Raw genomic sequence first — 17,819 nt, forward strand, 5'->3', positions numbered from 1 at the left:
CGCTCAACGAGAGCCCTCCGCGGCCACGGCCTCCAGCAACCAGGCCACACCGTCGCCGGGAGTAGGCAGCCCCCGCCCAGCCTGCTGGGCGAGCCTCCGGAGGCTGCCACGCAGCTTCAGGACTGCCTCGTCGAAGACCTCCTCGTCGAGACTCTGCGACGTGCGGGCCTGCACCAGGTCCATCACACACTGATCGATGCTCGCGCACGCCTCCGCGAGTCGTGCGGGAGCCATCTGCTTCCGCTTCCTCAGACGGGCGTTACGTCCAGCGGACTCGATCGCCTCGTCGAAGGCCTTCCTGGCCCCATCGAGCACTGCCTGGTCCTGCGCCTTGTCGCTGTCAGGCAGGTCCGGTGCCGCGCTGCGGACTGCCGCACTGGCACGGAGGATCTGGTCGTTCAAGGCCCTCGCCTCGGACACCACCGAGGAAGTCGCCGGCACCGTGAGGTCGAGACCCGGGATGGAGACCTCTTCCGGCTGGGTCGCGTCAGAACCGCCCACGGCCAAAGCCGCCGGCAGCGACCTCGTCAGGTAACCCTCCTTGAGGAACTCCTCGTCGATGTGCCGGACATCAGTCTTGGAGAAGTCGAGGAGAATCGCGGCCAAGCGAAATTCCTTGAGGACCTCAGCCTGGTCACGGTCCACGGATTCCAGCTTGAGGTACAGGCGGTGCAGTTCCTTCAGCCGTTCCTGAGCGCCCTCCCAGTCAACGAGCCTGAGCGCGACACCACCGCCGCTCTTGCTGCGGTCGATCAGCTCCCGGATGGTGCTCAGGATCCACCTCTCCTGGTGGTAGGTCTTCACCTGGATGCGGAAGTCCTTCGCGATCTGTTCCGGCGTCCGTCCCAGGGATGCCTGCTCCTCCATAGCCAGGAGCCTGTTGATGTACGAGTAGTCGCGGCGGTGATCCTTGCGCAGCTGGAGCGACAACTCGACGGCGTTGACATCCGCCCAGGTGAACGACTCCGGCAGGACACCCACGCGCATCGACTGCACGCCCAGGTCACGGAGGGCTGCGGCACGCGTGTTGCCGTTCACCAGTACGCCGTGGTGCGTCACCAGGCCGGGATCGTTCTGGCCGAACTGGTTCAGGCTGTCCTGGAGCTTGTCGAACTCCGGGTCACGCAGGTTCGGATCCGTCGGCGATGCCTTGAGGAGGAACATCAGGTAGTCCTGGCTCTCGGCACTCCACGGGTCCTTCTCCAGAACCTCATCCCGGGCAGCGTCGTGGCTTCGCTGAGCACGGATACGATGTGTTCCGGGGTTGAAGTAAAGCCCGCTGAGCGGAAGGTCGATGACCTCGACATGGGCCTGCTGCTCGTTCCAGTCGACCGTGACCGTCTCCCTCGTGCCGCCGGCCGCCTTGACCTCCTCAACCCTCTTCTTGATCAGTTCGCTGAACTCGGCCGCCCGCGGCGGCGGCGGGAACTCCCGCAGCATCGCTTTTCTCCGTCCCGTACTTCGCCTAGTCGTCCATGTCGTCGAGAGCGTCAGCGACCGTCGTCCGGGACTCTTCCGGAAGGGTCCGCAGGAGGCCCCAGAGCTTGTCCAGCGGACTCAGAGTGCGCTGATCCGCAGCCATCCAGCCGGCCAGAGTCAGGCGCTCGACGGGAGACAGAGCCTCCACCATCTCCAGTACGGCACCCAGGTCGACCTCGCGTCCGGAACTCCCCAGCCCACACCGCTTGCATTCCGTGACGAACTGGTACTCGACCTCACCATCGGAGAGGAGTACCTTGCGGCGGGCCACGTTCAGCTGCGCCTGCTCGACGCCGTCTCCGTACTCTTCACCGACCCCGATCCCGCAGGTGCGGCACAGGTAGTTGTCCGCCTGGAGGATCTTCGTACGCTGCGCCGGAGTGAGGCTGTTCTCGTGCTTCGGAGCCTTCGCCTGACCGGGGATCCACACGTCGGCTCCCCGCTTCACGAGCCGCTGCTCCTGCTGCTTCAGCTCAGCGTCTTCGCGACTCGTATCAATGCGCCAGCCGTACTTGCGCAGATCACGGAGCCGCCTGTCGATCTGGGCCACCTCGGGGAACGCCTCACGCAGTGCGGCCTTCGTAAAAATGTTCCCTTCCCCTACGACGGTCACCAGCCACAACGCGGCCCGAGCCATGCTTCCCAGCTTCTTGTCCTGCCAAGACGGCAGCGTCATCCATCGCCTCCGGTCACAAGTCGTGCGGCACTCAGGCCGCGTCAGACCGCACAAAGCGCGTGATCGCCTCGTGCGTGGTCGTGCGCCCCCGTTTCCCGGGCGGTTCCTCTAGTCGACACCAGGCACCGAATAGAAGTCCAGCGCCAGAACACTTGCTCCAGAACTCGCAAGAACACCAACTGCGGTCAGCTGATGCACAATTACTGGATCTGATGAAGACAGTTCTCAACTGGCGGGGTATGGCGGCATGTCCATGACGTATACGGATGGTTCCACGGTGCCGAGATGGATCGACAAGGAATTCCGCAGCAACGTTCCGCCTGGCAGGCAAGCTCTCGCCAAGGCCCTGCAAGAGGTGTGCCGCCATCTGACCCCGGTCAAATCCACCAGGAACCGAATAACTCAGGCCAAAGCCGCTGAACACCTCAGGTGTAGCGAAAGTGCCTTATCCAGGGCTCTGAGCGGGCAGTCACTCCCCGGGCTTGACCTGGTCGAAAGCTTCTTCAAGCAGGCATGCGCTGACGCTGGCGGCGAAGACGCCGTCGGCGTCAGCCTTGAGCAACTCAGGGGACTCCACGGCGCAGCACGGACTGAGAAGTGTCAGGACTGCGTTGCCCTGGAGGAAGAGATCGACGATCTCGCCCGGCGGCTGCAGGAACGGGAGGACGAGTGCTCTGCTCTCAGGCAAGCGGTCGCAGAAATGGACGTCCTCAGGCGCGAAGCGGCCGAACAGAAGGCTGTCGTAGCAAAACTGAAGGCGACCAGAGCCGGCTTGCAAGCGCGTTTGGCTACTCAGACGTCGTCAGCTCCGCTGCCGGTCCCCCGCCGGAAGGGGGACCGGCAGCGGAGCTGGAACGACATGGCCGCCGCACGGCTCATCGCACATCAGGCCGGAGAGCTGGAAAGGGAACGGGGGCCTGAAACCGCACTGACCCTTCTGCGTCAGACCACTGAGGCACTCAGCCCTCCTGAGATGGCGACACTCCTCATACTGCTTCGTCAGCAACAGGACGACCGGCTCGCCGACAACGTGATCCATATCTACGGTCGGGACCAGAGTTACCAAGACGTTCTGCACGCGACCCTGGCGCTCCACGAGCATGGCGCCATCAAGGACGCCGGCGCCATGCTGCGTGCGGCACTGGCCTGACCGCCGGCGTCACACGCGGCCCTTCTCTCCGAGCGGCGGGAGGTCTGCGCGGCGAGTCACTGACTCCTAGGCGGCGCTCGCCTCTGCCTCGTAGTACATCTGAGCGCGGTCCAGGAAGTCATCAGGGTCATGGCCGCGGGCAGCGGTCCAGTGGAGGAGATCCGCGATCAACTCGATCGCGGACTCCTCAAGACCCCTCATTCGGAGGACCGGCCCGCCGTGACTCCCCTCGTAGTTCTCCAGGACTTCCGCCGCCCGTTCCACGCGTCGGCACCCGCGCTGGGCACTGAGCGCGACCTCACACCAGACGGCCTTGCCGGCCGCTGTCAGCACGGTGCCCCAGTCCATGGCCAGCGAGGTGAGCAGGTGCAGGCCGCGCCCGCACTCCTGCTCACAGTTCACCGCCCTGAGCGACGGGCACACCGGACTCTTGTCGTGGACTTCGAGTCGCAGCCGCTCGCCCCTCCATTCGAGGATCAAGGTTGCGGAGGTGCCCTCGCCTACATGCTTGACCACGTTGGTGGCCAGTTCCGTGACGAGCAGCTCCGCCTCGTCAACAGCGACAGGTGTGCCCCAGCGCCTCAACTGCCTGACTGCGGCTCTGCGCACGAGACACACTTCCGCCGGCACAGCCTCAAAAGGCAGGACGCAGCGGAGTCTCGGTTCAGTGCCTTCGTAGCCGGGCATGGCCGACTCCTCCCTCCCGGGCCACGCACATGCTGCGCCTGCCGTGTCCGCACGGCTGCACTGCGTAGCGATCTGCGAGTGAGCATGGCACAGAGAATTCTCTCTATGTAACTTCTCACAAGAATCCATCGGGTGAATCTGATAGTGAGGCCGCCTCTGTGCTGCCTAGCCTGATGGGCATCTCCGGGCCGCAGCCCGGCCCATGGCGAAGGAGCCGAATGTCCGAACGGACCACAACCCGACGTCGGCAGCTAGGCGTGATGATGCGCAAGTTGCGTGCTCGCAAGGGAATGACTCTTGAGGAGGCCGGTCGGCTCGTCGGCGTCTCCAAGGCCACGGTCAGCCGGTACGAAACCCAAGCCGGGCCCGTGAAGTGGCTTGTCATTGACGCGTTGTGCCGGGAGTACGGGGCAACTGATGCCGAGCGTGCAGCCGTTGTCGGACTGGCGAGGGATGCCAAGCAGCAAGGCTGGTGGAGCTCCTTCGCCGACTCCATCCCGGAGAGCATGAACCTGCTGCTCACGCTTGAGGACGAGGCCGTACGCGAGAGCCACTTCTCGTGCGTCTATGTTCCTGGCCTTCTGCAGACACGCGCCTACAGCACAGTTCTGCAGAAGGCCAATGAAGTGCCGCTGGAGCGTGAGGAGGTCGAGCGGCTGGTTGACATCCGCATGAAGCGTCAGGACATCCTCACTCGCCCGAAACCACTGCGTCTGTGGGCAATCCTCGACGAATCCGTGATCCGCCGCGTCGTCGGGTCACCTCAGATCATGAAGGAGCAACTCGACCGCCTGCTCGAAGCTAACGAGTCACACCACATCACGCTTCAAGTGCTGCCCTTCTCCAAGGGAGCCCACGCCGCCGCGCTCGGCAGTTTCGTCATCATCGGCGGCACCGAACAGGCCTTCGACGTGGTGTACGTCGACTTCCACGCCGGCTCCCTCTTCCTGGAGAAGGACGAGGAACTGGACCGATACAGACTTGCGTTCGAGTATCTCCAGGCACAAGCGTTGGACATGGAGGCTTCCTCCGCCATGATCCAACGCGCCCGCAAGGAGCTGTGAATGTCCGACCGCTCGCAGACCAGCGCCGAACCAGCCTGGTTCAAGTCGTCGTACAGCGGCGGCAACGCCACTGAATGCGTAGAAGCCGCCTTCGTCTCATCATGTGTCCTCATACGGGACTCCAAGAGGCCAGCGCACTCACACATGTGCGTCCCGGCCGACGCCTGGGCGACGTTCGTGGCGCACACTGGACGTATATACGAGTCTGGTAGATGAGCCACGAATGGCGCTGCACCCTTCGCAGCTAACCCAGAACCCACTCACATCGCCTGCGTCATTGATTCGGCCCACGTTGTGTAGGCGAGGGCCAGGAGGATGGCGGCTGCTCGTCGGTCGACGTGGCGGACGATGGCTGACTGGGCCTGCCGTGATGAGGCGGCGGGTCTCTTCGGCGGCCCGCGCGTTCCCCCACCGTCAGGCCGGTTCGCTCTCGGGTGGTGTGAACAGGTCCGGGGTCGGGCCCGCCAGGCTCAGGCGGCCCACGGACCAGCCGCCGAGCTGGGGGCGCCAGGGGTCCGCTCCGGCGGCGGCGAGGAGGCGAGCGTTGTCCGGACGGTCGGCGAAAAGCGCTTCCCAGAGGGCTGTCGTGCCGTATTCGAGGGCATCGACGTCCGCGACGCGTCGGGCCAGTTCCGTGACGGCCTCCGGTGAGCCGAAACAAGCCGCCCGATGCAGGGCGCGGCTTCCGATCCAGGACTCCGGGTCGGCGCCCTGATCCAGGCGGCGGACGGCCTCGTAGTCGTGCCATTCCTCCCAGCACATCCCCGACCAGGCATTGTCACAGTCATCTTCAGCTGGTCCGTCCGCTGTCCCGCCTGTCACCGTGCCGCCCTTTCCAGCGCGTACCGGACGGCCCTCGTACCGACCCCGTGGGCACACCCCCGCAGACGGCACTGACAACGGCGGCGGACCGGACCTCCGTCCTAGGTCGGGCTGCGGAGGGGGACTGGTCCCGCGGCCCAATTTGCTCGCGGGTGGGCGCCTTCCCCTGTGGCTTCCCGGCCCCGGTGGCTTCCCGTCCCTCCCCGACGGCTTCCCTTCAGTCCCCGCTTCTCCTCAGGCTCCGCTTCCCCGGGTCCTCAGCCCTTCTTGCTCCAAGGGTCTGCTCTTCGGGCGAGCGTTCGTGCACGGTGGCGTACGTCTGTCGGGAGGTGGTGGAGGACTGTGCGGGCCGCGCGGCGGACGCGGGGGACTCCTGTGGTGCGGAGGAGGAGATGGCGGGGGACCGTGGCCTCGCCCGGCTGGCTGACGGACAGGCTGAGCTGGGCGTGCTGGCCGAACCAGGCGGGGATGACCAGCCGGGGCGGGGTGCCGATCCTCGCCGCGCCGAGGACGGAACGGTTTTCGGGGCGGCTGACGCGGGCCCGGCGGCCGACGCCGAGGAGCTGGGCGCTCGCCCACACCACGTGCGTTCCGGGTTCCATCGCGTCGCCGCCGACCAGGGTGAGCGGGTCGATGACCGTCTCGCCGGTGACGACGACGCGGTGGCGGCCGCCGCCGAGCGGTTCGGTGCGCGGGGTCAGGTCGGCGTCCGGGAACCACCACAGGTCGCGGGCGCTGTCGTGGACGAGGAGTTCACCGTAGGCGTGTCCGAGGGGGTGCGGGGCCTCCCAGCCCTCGGCGCCCTTGATGCCCGCCAGCAGGTCGGGGTCCAGGAGCATCCGGCCGTACCGTTCGACGAGGGTGAGGGGTTCGCCGTCGGGTCGGCGCATGCCGATCGTGGTGGTGACGTGGAGTCTGCCGGCGCGCCAGCGGATGTCGTCGACGGTGAGGGCGGGCTTGATGCCCCGGGTGCGGCGGGCGAGTTCGACGAGGGAGTCCAGGTGGCCCTCTTCCAGGAGGTGCGCCCTGAGCCGCGTGAGTGCCGGCAGGCCGTCGCGTACGCCCGGCGGGTACGCGTCGAGGGCCATGCGGCGTACGACGTCGAAGTAGCGTTCGAGGGCCTTGCCGGTGCGTTGGAGGGCCCGGGGTTCGCCGACCGGGCGGAGGAGTTCGACGCGGTAGGAACGGCGGAGTAAGTGGTCCTGGAGGGGACCCGGCTGGGTCTCTTCCTTGATGGCCTCGACGACCGAGCGCAGGTGGCCGTAGTAGTCCTCCGGGGCGGTCGCCCGGCTGCTGGTGTTGCCGCCGTCCTCGCGACGCTTCCATATGTAGCAGGGGCGGTCGGCGAGGATGGAGACCGTCTTGGCGCGCAGGTAGGCGCGGACCATGAACAGCTGGTCCTCCAGGCGCACCGGGCCCTCGGGGAACGTGATGTCGTGGGCGAGGAGGAACTCGCGGCGGAACATCTTGTGCGGGGTGAGGCTCTCGATGAGGGGCGCGTCCTCCACCGTGCAGCGCTCGACGGTGCGTTTGAAGACGTTGCTGGGGCCCGCCATGGTGCCGACGACCTTGCCCAGCACGATGTCTGAGCCGTTGCGGGCGGCGAGGCGGTACAGGTGTTCGAGGGCGTCGGGGGCGAGTTCGTCGTCCTGGTCGACGAACTGGACGTACTCGCCGCGGGCCTGCCGGATGCCGACGTTGCGGGGCTTTCCGGGCCAGCCGGAGTTCTCCTGGTGGACCACGCGTACGTGCGGGTGACGGGCCGCCAGCTGGTCGAGGCGCTGGGCGGAGTCGTCGGTGGAGCCGTCATCGACGTAGATGATCTCGTAGGCGTCCTCGCCCAGGCTCTGGTCGAGGAGCGAGGGCGAGCAGAGATCGATGTACCGGCCCGCGTTGTACACGGGCACGACAATGCTGACCTTGAGCATGAACTTCCCCCAAAACAGTCCGCTTTGTTCTACGGACGTTCACACTCTGGCAAAGGTTGTGCTTGAGGGAACGAGTTCAGGGAAGCGGTTGCAGGAATGGCGCGATCGCTTCATAGCGGGCCTGGGGCAGGTGATCCGCGCCTACTGCGCCTACTGCGCCTACTGCGCCTACTGCCCACTGCGCCCACTGAACCCAGTACAAGTGCGTGGCCAGTCCTGGAGACGTTTCCTGGCGCGTCAACGCCGCCATGCCGGGCTTCGCCCTGCCGGTGCCGGGGGCGCCGCCTCCTCGGGCTACGCGTCGGAGGGGGCGGCCGGGACCGCAGGGGCTGTCGGGGCCCACGGGGCCACAGGGGCCGCCGGGGTGAGGCAGGGCGAAGCCCCGTAGGGCTTACGGCGTCGGGATCAGCTCCGCGCGGCCGAACAGCAGGGCGTAACCCGACGGGAGGTGGGTCAGGACGCGGTCGACCAGGTCGTCGCCGACCAGACGGGGGAGGACGCTCAGGACCGAGCTGACGTCCCAGCGGGCCGTGGCCGAGGTGGCTCCCTCGATGCGGGCGGCGATGGCGTCGACGAACTCCGCGGCCGTCAGCGGGCGGGTCGCCGGCACCTGGGACGCCACCACCCGGGCCGCCTCCTCGGGCAGGGCGCGGGCCAGGTCGACCCGCTCGTCGCCGACCACATGGCCGCCGAGAGCCGACAGGACGACGCGGATGACACGTTCCGCCTCGGCCGTGGTCGAGTACTGGCCGGCCTCCCGGACCGCCTCGACCAGGTCGGTCCATCTGGGCCTGTCCGGTCCGCTGCCGCTCTGCCGTGGCGTGGGCTGGACGCTCAGTACGGTCACGTAGGGGCTCCTTCTCTGGATCGCTCCGGCTGGATGCGCCGCGCGTCCCGCGGGAGGGGGAGGCCCGCGGGACGCGTCCTGCTGGGGGTACCTGTCTTGCTTGCTTGTCTTGCTGGTTTGTCTCTGTCGGTCAGTCGTCGAGCTGCTCACTGTTTCCCGGTCAGCTGTCACGCTGATGCTTGTGCGCGGTCAGTGCTGAGCCGGCTGTGGAGGTGCCTTCCTTTCGTCAGCTGTTGAGCTGCTTACGGTCGCTGCCGCCGCCCGAGATCTGGATGCGGCGCGGCTTGGCCTGCTCGGCCACCGGGATGCGCAGGGTCAGGACGCCGGCCTCGTACGAGGCGTCGATGCGTTCCGTGTCGAGGGTGTCGCCGAGGAAGAGCTGGCGGGTGAAGGTACCCGTGGGGCGTTCGGCGACCAGCAGTTCCGCGCCCTCGGGGGCGGGGGAACGGCGTTCGGCGCGGACGTTCAGGACGTTGCGTTCGACGTCCAGCTCGATCGTCTCGGGGTCGATGCCGGGAAGGTCGAAGTGGACGACGAAGTCGTCCCCGGACCGATAGGCGTCCATGGCCATCGCGGAGGGCCGGGTCGTGGAGCCGAGCACCTGCTGGGCGAGCCGGTCGAGTTCACGGAAGGGGTCCGTGCGCATGAGCATCACAGTTCACTCCTCTCTTCAGGCGCTGTCCGTGCGATGCCCTACGCCTTCTTATATAGCTCGCGAGAGGAAACTTGACAAGCCTCGGCTCAGGTATGAGGGGGAGCGCGTCGAGGAGCCGGTGCGTCTGCGCGTTAGCCTCGGGTTACCGGATTCGGCTAGGTGTGCGGGTGAGCAGGAGGAGGCAGGCATGGCGAAGGTTCCCAGCGCGGTGGTCGCGGCGGGCGGGATCGTCGGCGGGTACGGCGTGGCCCGGTGGACCAAGAAGCGGCAGCTGGGCGGGGTCGTGCTGGCCGCCGCCGGAGCGGCCGCAGCGCGGCAGTGGCGGCAGCGGGCGGGCGGGAAGGCCGCGGGTGCGCTGACGGCGGCGTACGTCGCCGCCTTCGCCGGGTCCCACCCCCTGGCCAAGAAGGTGGGCGCCTGGCCGTCCGTGTTCGGGGTCGCGGGCGCGGTGGCCCTGGCGTCGTGGGCGGTGGCTGACCGGAAGGGGAAGGGGTGAGGGGTGAGGGGTGAGGGGTGAGGGGTGAGGGGGAAGGGCTGATCGGAGAGGGTGAGGGTGAGAGGAGGGGTGATCGGCGAGAAGCCGACACGGCCCGGCATTCCGGGCCGCGGGTCGTCCGACACCGACGCTTCGGCCCCGCCGGCGTGACTGTCCCGGCCCCAACCCCCCTCTCCCCCACCGTAGTTCCCCACTTTTTGTTATCCCCCGTCAGTTTCTGACGTCTCCTCAGCGTCTCAGCCACCGGCACGCGAGGAATGACGTACGTGACCCCACAGATCAGCCGCCGCGGCATGCTCAAGGCCGCCGGAGCCGTCGGCATCGCCGCGACCGCGACGACCACCACGGCCGTTCTCGGCACCGCTCCCGCCGCCGCGGCCGGCGCAGCCACCGCGCACCCCGGTCTGCTGCACACCCGCGCGGACCTGGACCGTATGGCGGCCAAGGTGAAGGCGGGCGCCGCCCCCTACACCGCCGGCTTCGCCAAGCTGGCCGCCAACCGGCACTCGGCCGCCGGCTGGACGGCCAACCCGCAGGCCACCGTGTACCGGGGAGCCGGCACCCCGCAGAACTACTCGCTCCTCTACAACGACATCCACGCCGCCTATCAGAACGCCCTGCGCGGACACGTCAGCGGCGACAGCGCCCACCTCGACACCGCCGTCGCGATCCTGAACGCCTGGTCGGCCAGGCTGACCAAGCTGGACGGCACCGCCGACCGGTTCCTCGCCGCCGGGCTCTACGGCTACCAGTTCGCGAACGCCGCCGAACTGGTCCGTGACCACGACGACTTCGACCTCGGCCGGTTCCAGTCCATGCTGAGCACTGTCTTCGCGCCGCTCAGCGAGAGCTTCCTGGTCAACCACAATGACGCCGTGGTCACCAACTACTGGCCCAACTGGGACCTCACGGCCATGGCCTGCGTCCTGGCGACCGGCATCCTCTGCGACGACAGGGCCCAAGTCGCCCGCGCTGTCGACTACTTCAAGAACGGCGAGGGGATGGGCTCCGTCAAGCACGCCATCCCGGTGGTGCGGGACGACGGCCTCGCCGAGTGGGTCGAGGCCGGCCGCGACCAGGGACACGCGCTGCTCGGCGTCGGCCTGATGGGCACGGTCTGCGAGATGGCCTGGAACCAGGGCATCGACCTGTACGGCTACGACGACAGCCGTTTCCTCAAGGGCGCCCAGTACGTGGCCAGATGGAGCATGGGCGGTGACGTGGCCTACACCGCCAACACCCGTGCGAAGGGCGCGGTCGGCGGCTGGTCCGGGACCGAGACCGCCACCGATGCCGCCGCCGTCGATCCGGCCATGACCCGCCCCGTCTGGGCCATGATCGCCAGCCACTACACCAAGCGCCGCGGCCTGTCCGCCTCCTACCTCACCCGGATCGCCGCCAAGGCCGCGCCCGAGGGCGGCGGCGGGGACTACGGCCCCAACAGCGGTGGTTACGACCAACTGGGCTTCGGGACGCTGGCGTTCACACGGGACCGGGCGGCCGACACATCGGCTCCGCCGAGCCCGGCGGGCGGCGCCTCGGCGCCCTCCGGCACGGATGCCGGTACGGGCACGGGCACGGGCACGGGCCCGGGATCCGACTCGCGGTCCGGCGCCCGGCCGCAGACCGGCGGTACGGCTGCCCCCTCGCCCGCCGCGTCCGCCTCCCCCGGCACCGGCGGTGACCTCGCCGCCACCGGTTCCGACGACATCGTCGGCTGGACGGCCGCCGCGGGGATCACCGCGGTCGCCGGCGGCCTGCTGTTCCTGCGCCGCCGCGACCAGGTACGGCGCGACACTGCTCAGTAGAGGCTGTCGCCACGGCGAACGGGGCCGAGCCGCTCGGCCTCGGTGAACCGCTCAGCCTCGGTGAACCGGGCGGAGTCGCACGGCCGGGGTCAAGCGGGCGGACTCGCTCGCCTCGGCGAATCGGACGGAGCGGCACGGCCGGGGTGAACCGGGCGGAGTCGCGCTCGCCTCGGTGAACCGGACGGGTGTCACTCACCCGCGTCGGCGGGTGCCGCCTGCGCCCATCGTGCGGGCCCACCGTGCCGCCCCAGCGGTACGACTGCCCGCAGGCTGGGTGGGTTTCCCACGCGTCGTTCCCGGCGCCGGGCCGACCGACCGACCGACCGACCGCACAGGTTTTCCACCGCCCGTGCGGCCGACACCACGGGGGTGTCGGCACCCCAGGCCGCCGACACCCCCGTGCGGCCGGCACCCCGGGCCGCCGACACCCCCGTGCGGCCGGCACCCCGGGCCGCCGGCACCCCAGGGCCGCCGGCACCCCCTTGCCGCCGCACGCCCTCCGGACCCGCCGTCCGCTACGGCGTCGTGGCCGTCGGCGTGCCCTTCGTCGTCGATGCCGGGGAGGGCGTCGCCGTCAGTGGCTGGGCGATGTCCTCCAGGGAGCGGCGTTCCGCGCGGACGGCGAGGACCGCCGCGACCAGGCCGGCCAGGCACATCAGCGCCGCGCCGATCTGGAAGGCGAGGACCGTGTCGCCGACCTTGCCCGTGCCGGTGAGGTCGGCGAACAGCAGCGGGCCGCTGATGCCGCCGGCCGCCGTACCGAGGGCGTAGAAGAAGGCGATGGACATCGCGCGGGTCTCCATCGGGAAGATCTCGGAGACCGTCAGATACGCGCTGGAGGCGCCCGCGGAGGCGAAGAACAGCACCGCGCACCAGCAGGCCGTCAGCGTGCTCGCGCTCAGCGAACCCCGGTCGAACAGCCAGGCCGTGCCGAACAGGAACAGGCCGGAGAGCAGGTACGTCCCCGAGATCATCACCCTGCGGCCGACCGTGTCGAACAGCTTGCCGAGCAGCAGCGGGCCGCAGAAGTTGCCCAGCGCGATGACGGCGAAGTAGTAGCCGGTCTCGCCGGTCGGGACGTCGTAGAACGTCGTCAGGATCGCGCCGAAGCCGAAGGTGATCGCGTTGTAGAGGAAGGCCTGGCCGATGAAGAGGGAGAAGCCGAGGATCGCCCGCCTGCGGTAGTCGGAGAAGACGGTACGGGCGATCTCCCCGAAGGTGACGCTGCGGCGCTGGTGGATGGTGATCTCACCTTCGGGCCGCGGCAGCGGTTCGCCGCGCTCGGCCTCGATCTTCCGCTCGATCGAGGAGACGATCCGTTCCGCCTCCTCGTGCCGGCCGTGGATCAGCAGCCAGCGGGGGCTCTCCGGGACGTGGCGTCGTACGAGGAGGATCACCAGGGCGAGGACGGCGCCCAGGGCGAAGGTCAGCCGCCAGCCGACGTTCGCCGGGAAGATGTCGGTGTTCAGCGCGACGATCGACAGCAGCGAGCCGCCGACCGCGCCGAGCCAGAAGCTGCCGTTGATCATCAGGTCGACGCGCCCCCGGTACTCCTTGGGGATCAGCTCGTCGATCGCGGAGTTGATGGCCGCGTACTCGCCGCCGATACCGAAGCCGGTCAGGAAGCGGAAGGCGAAGAACCACCAGGTGTCGAAGGCGATCGAGGTGAGCGCGGTGGCCGCGAGATACACCGCGAGGGTGATCATGAACAGCTTCTTGCGGCCCCACTTGTCGGTCAGGCGGCCCCAGAAGAGGGCACCCGCGCAGGCGCCGGCGACATAGAGGGCGGCGGCGATACCGGTGACCTCGCCCGACGTGATCGGCAGGCCGCTGCCGGGCTCGGAGAGCCGGCCGGCGATGTTGCCGACGACCGTGACTTCCAGGCCGTCGAGGATCCACACGGTGCCGAGACCGATGACGATCGTCCAGTGCCAGCGGGACCACGGGAGGCGGTCCAGGCGGGCGGGGATGCTGGTGGTGATGGTGGGACCGGTCTCGGCGGGGACGCTGCCGCTGGCCTTGGCGGTGGTCATGGGCTCCCTCCTCAGTGAGCGGAATCCCGATCGGATGCCCGGCGCCTGCCTCTTTACGCCCCGGCGGGGCGGGGTGGGGGGCCGGGCGGGGCGCCGGGTGCCGATGCCGCACCGGGCGCTGACGCGGGCCTCCCGGGGCCTCCCGAGGGCTCCGCCCCCGGATTCCCGGTTCACGCCCACCCACCACCCGACTCGCCCCGCCGACAAGCGGCCCCGGCCCCTCCCCGACACCCCCTCCCCTACGCCCCCAACCCCCGGGAGACCGTATAGATCAACAGCCCCACCAGCGACCCCACCACCGTGCCGTTGATCCGGATGAACTGCAGGTCACGGCCGATGTTCGCCTCGATCTTGCGGGTGGTGTGCTCGGCGTCCCAGCCCGCCACCGTGTCCGTGATCAGGGAGGTGATCTCGCGACGGTAGGTGGTCACGACGTACACCGCCGCGCCCTCCACCCAGCCGTCGACCTTGCCCTGGATCCTGGATTCGGCGGCCATCCGGGTGCCGAGGGACAGGAGGGAGGCGCGGACGCGCAGGCGCAGCTCGCTGCGCTCGTCCTCGGCGGCCGCGACGATCATGGAGCGTACGGCGGTCCACGCGGAGGCGATCAGGTCCTGGACCTCGCCGCGGCCCAGCACCTCGCCCTTGAGCCGCTCGACGCGCGCGCGGGTGTCCGTGTCGGACTGGAGGTCGGAGGCGAAGTCGCCGAGGAAGCGGTCGAGGGCGCCGCGGGCGGGGTGGGAGGGCATGTCCCGCATCTCCGAGCAGAAGCGCAGCAGTTCCTTGTAGACCCGCTCGCCGACCTTCTTGTCGACGAATTTCGGGGTCCAGCCGGGCGCCCCGCCCTGCACGGCGTCCATCACGGAGTCGCTGTGCAGCACCAGCCAGTCGTGCGCGCGGGTGACGATGAGGTCGACGGCCCTGCGGTGGCCGCCGTCGGCGACGACCTTCTCCAGCATCTTGCCGATGCCGGGCGCGATCTCCTGCGCGTCGGCCCGGCGGGTGATCGCCTCGCCGACCACGGCCTGCACGTCCGAGTCCCGCAGGACCGTCAGGGCGCCCCGCAGCGCGGCCGACAGCTCCGCCGTGACCCGGTCCGCGTGCTCGGGGTCGGCGAGCCAGGCACCGAGCCGGCTGCCTATGCCCACCGCCCGCAGCCGCTGTCGTACGACGTCCTCGGAGAGGAAGTTCTCGCCGACGAACTCACCCAGCGAGACGCCGAGCTGGTCCTTCTTCGTGGGGATGATCGCGGTGTGCGGGATGGGCAGGCCCAGCGGGCGGCGGAAGAGGGCGGTGACCGCGAACCAGTCGGCCATCGCGCCGACCATGCCCGCCTCGGCGGCCGCGGCCACATAGCCCGCCCAGGCACCCGCGCCCTGGTGGGAGGCCCACTCGGCGAGGACGTACACCAGCGCGACGAACAGCAGCAGGCCGGTTGCGGTGAGCTTCATCCGGCGCACCCCGCGCTGTTTCACCTCGTCGGCCGCGCTGAACGTGTTCATGGTGCGGTTCGTGAAGGTGCCGGGGCGGGCAGGCTGCCCTGTCGCACCGGTTGATCCCGTTTCCGTACGTTCCATCCGCTCCACCCGTTCGGTGATCCCTCACACATTGTCCCTTCCTGACCGACTCCCGGAACGGAACAGGAGTTCCCGGCGTCTGTCCGGTCGGGGGAACGCGGCGGGGTCCTGTCAGTCTTCCCCAGACCCATGACTCATCATGGGTTCATCAGATCGGAGCCCGGGGCTCCCATCGCCCGAGGAGAACAACACAGCATGACCCGGCGTCACGGTTACGCCCTGCTCGCCACGATCGTCGCCGTGATCGTGGCCCTGTCCACCGCCATCTACGTCGGAGTGGCGGCCGACGCCGGCACGAGGGACCGGGCCGCGCTGTCCGGCGGAGGCCCCTCGCACAACTCCGCCGCCCCCGCCTCCACCGGCACCTGGGTCGGCACCTGGTCCGCCTCCCCCGTCGGCGGCGAACCCGGCACCGAGACCGAGGGCCTCGCGGGCCGCTCCGTGCGCAACGTCGTCCACACCAGCGTCGGCGGTACGAGTGCCCGCGTCACGCTGTCCAATCTCTACGGCCAGTCCCCGCTGACCCTCACGCACGCCTCGATCGCCGTCGCGGCCGGGGCCGGCACCGCCGAAGCGGCCGCCCGGACCATGCGGCGCCTCACCTTCGGCGGCAGCACCAGCGTGGTCGTGCCGGCCGGACAGCAGGTGCTGAGCGACGCCGTCGCCCTCCCCGTCCCGGCGGACAGCGACATCCTGGTCACCACCTACTCCCCCACGCCGTCCGGCCCGGTCACCTACCACCCGAGGGCCCGGCAGATCTCGTACGCCGCCCAGGGCGACCGCACCGAGGACCTCACCGCGACCGCGTACACCGAGCGGACCGAGTACTGGCGTTACCTGACCGCGCTGGACGTGCTGAGCGACGAGGCCGAGGGCACCGTCGTCGCCTTCGGCGACTCGCTCACCGACGGCGTCGGCTCCACCGAGAACGCCAACCAGCGCTGGCCGGACCTGCTGTCCGACCGGCTGCGGGCGGCGCTCGCGGCGGGCCGGGACCTGCCCCGCTACAGCGTCGTCAACCAGGGCATCGGCGGCAACCAGGTCCTCGCCAACGGTCTGGGCCGGCCCGCCGAGAACCAGGCCGGCGTGAGCCGCTTCGGCCGGGACGTCCTCGGCCGGGCGAACGTCAAGGTCGTCGTCGTCGACCTCGGCATCAACGACATCCTGCGCAACCCGGACCTGGCCGACCCCGACCAGATCCTCGCCGGCCTGCGCACGCTGGTCCGCCAGGCCCACGCCCGCGGCATCAAGGTCGTCGGCGCGACCCTGATGCCCTTCCGCGGCCACCGCGGCTACTCCGACGCCCGGGAGAACGTCCGCCGGACCATCAACGCCGAGATCCGCGCCGGCCGGGTCTACGACGCCGTGGTCGACTTCGACAAGGCCGTCCGGGACCCCTACGACCCGCGCCGGTTCCGCTCCGACCACGACTCGGGCGACCACCTCCACCCGAGCGACAAGGGGTACGGGCGGATGGCCGCAGCGTTCGACCTGGACGACCTGAAGGGGACGGCACCGGCGGAGCTGTAGTCACCCGGCTGACGCCCGTACCCGACCGGCGTCGGCATCCAGCCGTCGTCTGCGGGCCCCGTGGTCAGTGGTCCCCCTGGTCAGTGGTCCCCCTGGTCAGTGGTCCCCCTGGTCAGTGATCGCCGTTGCGCCGGCGGTCCCGCTCCTGCCGGCGCTCCCGCTTCCGCTCCCGCATCAGGTCGTGGTGTCCGTCGAGCATCCCGCGGTGCGCCCCGTGGCCGCCGCCGCGCGACGACTCCCCGAGCTCCCGCAGGGACGCCTTGCGTTCCAGCTTCCCCTGGCGCCGCTCCTCCTTCAGGGCCTCCCGCTCCGCCCGGGTGAGCTTGCGCTCGACGCCGACCCCGCCCCAGAAGGCGAAACCCGTCACGATCACGCGCGGGGCGCCCGGATCGCCCGGCACGCCCTCCTCGCGGTGGTCGAAGCCGCCCATGATCCCGATGCCGCGCACGACGACCTCGACGCCGGGCGGCACGATCACCTGCATCCCGCCCATGATCGCGACGCAGTTGATCTCGACCTCGCCGGCCGCGAAGTCCGCCTCGCGCAGATCGATCTCACCGCCGCCCCAGAAGGCGAAGCTGTTGAACCGCCGGGGCACCGTCCAGCGCCCCTTGCGCTGAAACCCCGACATGACGGCGACGGCCCAGGTCGAGGACCCCTCGCCGCCGGTGATCCGTCCCGCCCAACTCCCGCTCTGTGCGGGGCTCTTGGTCATCGACACCCGGGACGCGGGAGCGGCGTGCGCTCCGGACGGCAGGTCCCGGGTGATCGGCGCGAGTTCGCCGTACGTCCGGGCCTTGTAGGTCGCGTCCAGCCGTTCCTCGAACTCCTCCATGTCGAGGCGCCCCTCCGCGAGGGCGTCCCGCAGGACCTCGGCGACTCGTTCACGATCGGCGTCGGAGGCGCGCAGCTCCGGGGCATCCTCGGTCATACCCAGCAGCCTACGAGTTGTCGGCGCCGGGCACTACGCGGTCGCGCCCGCCACTCCGCGATCGGGGCGGGCGTCACACGGTCGTCCGCTCCACGGAGGCCACCGGCGCTGGCGTCACACCGTCGTCCGCTCCACG

16 protein-coding genes are annotated in these 17,819 nt (G+C 69.5%); 6 read left to right on the forward strand and 10 right to left on the reverse strand.

From position 1 onward, the window contains the following. Positions 1-3 precede the first annotated feature (3 nt). Together ACWD0J_RS26710 and ACWD0J_RS26715 are read right to left on the reverse strand one after the other, a co-directional pair. Positions 4-1,440, reverse strand: coding sequence for a hypothetical protein (locus ACWD0J_RS26710; protein WP_451498379.1), 1,437 nt, complete (start codon positions 1,438-1,440; stop codon positions 4-6). A 25-nt stretch (positions 1,441-1,465) separates the two neighbouring features. Further along, on the reverse strand, positions 1,466-2,155 hold the full coding sequence (locus ACWD0J_RS26715) for a hypothetical protein (protein WP_451498380.1): 690 nt from the start codon (positions 2,153-2,155) through the stop codon (positions 1,466-1,468). A gap of 247 nt (positions 2,156-2,402) precedes the next feature. Here ACWD0J_RS26715 and ACWD0J_RS26720 point away from each other — a divergent pair, with 247 nt between their 5' ends. After that, the gene (locus ACWD0J_RS26720; protein ID WP_451498381.1) at positions 2,403-3,305 is read left to right on the forward strand and encodes a hypothetical protein; all 903 of its coding nucleotides are present in this window, start codon (positions 2,403-2,405) and stop codon (positions 3,303-3,305) included. Positions 3,306-3,371: 66 nt separating this feature from the next. Here ACWD0J_RS26720 and ACWD0J_RS26725 read toward each other — a convergent pair whose 3' ends face one another. Then, positions 3,372-3,992, reverse strand: coding sequence for an ATP-binding protein (locus tag ACWD0J_RS26725; protein WP_451498382.1), 621 nt, complete (start codon positions 3,990-3,992; stop codon positions 3,372-3,374). A 218-nt stretch (positions 3,993-4,210) separates the two neighbouring features. Here ACWD0J_RS26725 and ACWD0J_RS26730 point away from each other — a divergent pair, with 218 nt between their 5' ends. Beyond that, the gene (locus tag ACWD0J_RS26730; RefSeq protein WP_451498383.1) at positions 4,211-5,056 is read left to right on the forward strand and encodes a helix-turn-helix domain-containing protein; all 846 of its coding nucleotides are present in this window, start codon (positions 4,211-4,213) and stop codon (positions 5,054-5,056) included. Beyond that, positions 5,057-5,272, forward strand: coding sequence for a DUF397 domain-containing protein (locus ACWD0J_RS26735; RefSeq protein ID WP_451498384.1), 216 nt, complete (start codon positions 5,057-5,059; stop codon positions 5,270-5,272). It begins immediately after the preceding gene. Positions 5,273-5,470: 198 nt separating this feature from the next. On the opposite strand, the gene ACWD0J_RS26740 is transcribed toward ACWD0J_RS26735, so the two are convergent. From ACWD0J_RS26740 to ACWD0J_RS26755, 4 genes are all read right to left on the reverse strand, one after another. Further along, positions 5,471-5,818, reverse strand: a complete 348-nt coding sequence (locus ACWD0J_RS26740) for an ankyrin repeat domain-containing protein (RefSeq protein WP_451498385.1) — start codon at positions 5,816-5,818, stop codon at positions 5,471-5,473. A gap of 317 nt (positions 5,819-6,135) precedes the next feature. Continuing rightward, entirely contained in the window at positions 6,136-7,806 is a 1,671-nt protein-coding gene (locus ACWD0J_RS26745) for a glycosyltransferase (RefSeq protein WP_451498386.1), read from the reverse strand. A 391-nt stretch (positions 7,807-8,197) separates the two neighbouring features. Further along, positions 8,198-8,644, reverse strand: coding sequence for a DUF2267 domain-containing protein (locus ACWD0J_RS26750; RefSeq protein WP_451498425.1), 447 nt, complete (start codon positions 8,642-8,644; stop codon positions 8,198-8,200). A gap of 235 nt (positions 8,645-8,879) precedes the next feature. Next, complete coding sequence (locus ACWD0J_RS26755; protein ID WP_451498387.1) at positions 8,880-9,305, reverse strand: Hsp20/alpha crystallin family protein; 426 nt, start codon at positions 9,303-9,305, stop codon at positions 8,880-8,882. 190 nt (positions 9,306-9,495) lie between these two features. Between ACWD0J_RS26755 and ACWD0J_RS26760 the strand changes: the two genes are divergently transcribed. Continuing rightward, the gene (locus ACWD0J_RS26760; RefSeq protein ID WP_451498388.1) at positions 9,496-9,804 is read left to right on the forward strand and encodes a hypothetical protein; all 309 of its coding nucleotides are present in this window, start codon (positions 9,496-9,498) and stop codon (positions 9,802-9,804) included. A 257-nt stretch (positions 9,805-10,061) separates the two neighbouring features. Beyond that, the gene (locus ACWD0J_RS26765; RefSeq protein WP_451498389.1) at positions 10,062-11,612 is read left to right on the forward strand and encodes an alginate lyase family protein; all 1,551 of its coding nucleotides are present in this window, start codon (positions 10,062-10,064) and stop codon (positions 11,610-11,612) included. 515 nt (positions 11,613-12,127) lie between these two features. Here ACWD0J_RS26765 and ACWD0J_RS26770 read toward each other — a convergent pair. Together ACWD0J_RS26770 and ACWD0J_RS26775 are read right to left on the reverse strand one after the other, a co-directional pair. Next, on the reverse strand, positions 12,128-13,645 hold the full coding sequence (locus tag ACWD0J_RS26770) for an MFS transporter (protein ID WP_451498390.1): 1,518 nt from the start codon (positions 13,643-13,645) through the stop codon (positions 12,128-12,130). Between the two features lie 239 nt (positions 13,646-13,884). Next, entirely contained in the window at positions 13,885-15,222 is a 1,338-nt protein-coding gene (locus ACWD0J_RS26775) for a DUF445 domain-containing protein (protein WP_451498391.1), read from the reverse strand. Positions 15,223-15,417: 195 nt separating this feature from the next. Between ACWD0J_RS26775 and ACWD0J_RS26780 the strand changes: the two genes are divergently transcribed. Beyond that, positions 15,418-16,752, forward strand: coding sequence for an SGNH/GDSL hydrolase family protein (locus ACWD0J_RS26780; protein ID WP_451498392.1), 1,335 nt, complete (start codon positions 15,418-15,420; stop codon positions 16,750-16,752). 112 nt (positions 16,753-16,864) lie between these two features. Here the strand turns inward: ACWD0J_RS26780 and ACWD0J_RS26785 are convergent, their stop codons facing one another. After that, positions 16,865-17,683 carry a DUF1707 SHOCT-like domain-containing protein gene (locus tag ACWD0J_RS26785; RefSeq protein ID WP_451498393.1) on the reverse strand — a complete coding sequence of 273 codons (819 nt, stop codon included), beginning with the start codon at positions 17,681-17,683 and terminating at the stop codon, positions 16,865-16,867. Positions 17,684-17,819: the final 136 nt, after the last annotated feature.

The sequence above is a fragment of the Streptomyces sp. NPDC003011 genome (genome assembly GCF_053591515.1).